Below are 1302 nucleotides of genomic sequence, written 5' to 3' on the forward strand. Positions count from 1 at the left end.
GAGACCATCCCAGATTCTGTGTAACTGCCATTTAGATTAAATGCCTGCTAATACGATCATCAAACATAATCATAAAGCGATTCAGAGCAGACGTCCAGTTACGAATCGGCATCGACCACTTTTTAGACGCCTGCTGGGTTGCTAGATAGACTACCTTAAACGCTGCCTGATCAGAGGGGAACACCTTACGCTTATTCACTGCCGTACGAATCACACTGTTTAGCGACTCAATAGCATTGGTGGTATAGATGACTTTTCTGATGTCTTTCGGGTAATTAAAGAACACCGTTAAGCCTTCCCAGTTATTGCGCCAAGACTTGACCACGTGCGGGTATTTATCGCCCCACACTTCATCAAAGTGCTCAAGATTGGCCTCTGCTATCTCAAGCGTATCCGCACCATAAATGGCCTTTAAATCAGCCGCTACGGCCTTTTTATCCGTCCACGGTACGAACTTCATTGAATAACGCACCATGTGTACGATACACAGCTGAACCTGAGCATTTGGATAAACAGTGTTAATGGCATCAGGGAAGCCCTTTAAGCCGTCGACACAGGCAATGAGGATATCTTGTACGCCACGGTTTTGAAGCTCGGTAAGAACACCTAGCCAGAACTTAGCGCCCTCATTTTCTGACAGCCACATACCAAGTAGCTCTTTCTTACCATCAAGTCCCACGCCTAGAGCCAGATAAATAGCCTTGTTGATGATCTGCTTGTCTTGACGTACTTTGACGACAATGCAGTCTAGATAGACGATAGGATAAACACTGCTCAATGGCCGGTTCTGCCATGCAGTGATGTCCTCTAAGATGTTGTCAGTGACTCTTGAAACCAAGCTACTTGAGATATCGACATCGTAGAGCTCTTTAATGCTCTCTACAATCTCGGTGGTGGTTTGGCCCTTGGCGTAAAGAAATATGATTTTATCATCAAGCCCTGAGATACGGGTTTGATGCTTGCGCACAAGTGTAGGTTCAAAGTCACCATCACGGTCTCTTGGGGTAGATATCTCAAGATCGCCTGTGTCACTGCGGACGGTCTTTTTAGTGTGCCCGTTGCGCTTGTTAGGCTTATCCGCCTTTTCATGCTTGGGATAGCCGAGATGATCTTCCATCTCAGCTTCAAGGGCAGTGTCGATAAAGGATTGCATGAGCTGCTTTTGGAAGTCTTTAATGTCATCGAAGCTTTTCATGCTACCAGCCATCTGCTGGGCCAGTTTCTTGATGTCGGGTTGAGTAGTCATTGCTTATTCTCCAGTTAGTGGATTATAAGCAGTTACACAAAGTTTGGGAAAGGCTC

Annotated in this window: 1 protein-coding gene; it reads right to left on the minus strand. The window is 45.9% G+C overall.

Annotated features, from left to right (window positions below; genetic code table 11):
• Positions 1–31: 31 nt before the first annotated feature.
• The gene (locus CXF62_RS01370) at positions 32–1246 is read right to left on the minus strand and encodes an IS256 family transposase (RefSeq protein ID WP_102092626.1); all 1215 of its coding nucleotides are present in this window, start codon (positions 1244–1246) and stop codon (positions 32–34) included.
• Positions 1247–1302 lie beyond the last annotated feature (56 nt).

Source organism: Psychrobacter sp. MES7-P7E (assembly GCF_002863645.1).
GTDB lineage: Bacteria > Pseudomonadota > Gammaproteobacteria > Pseudomonadales > Moraxellaceae > Psychrobacter.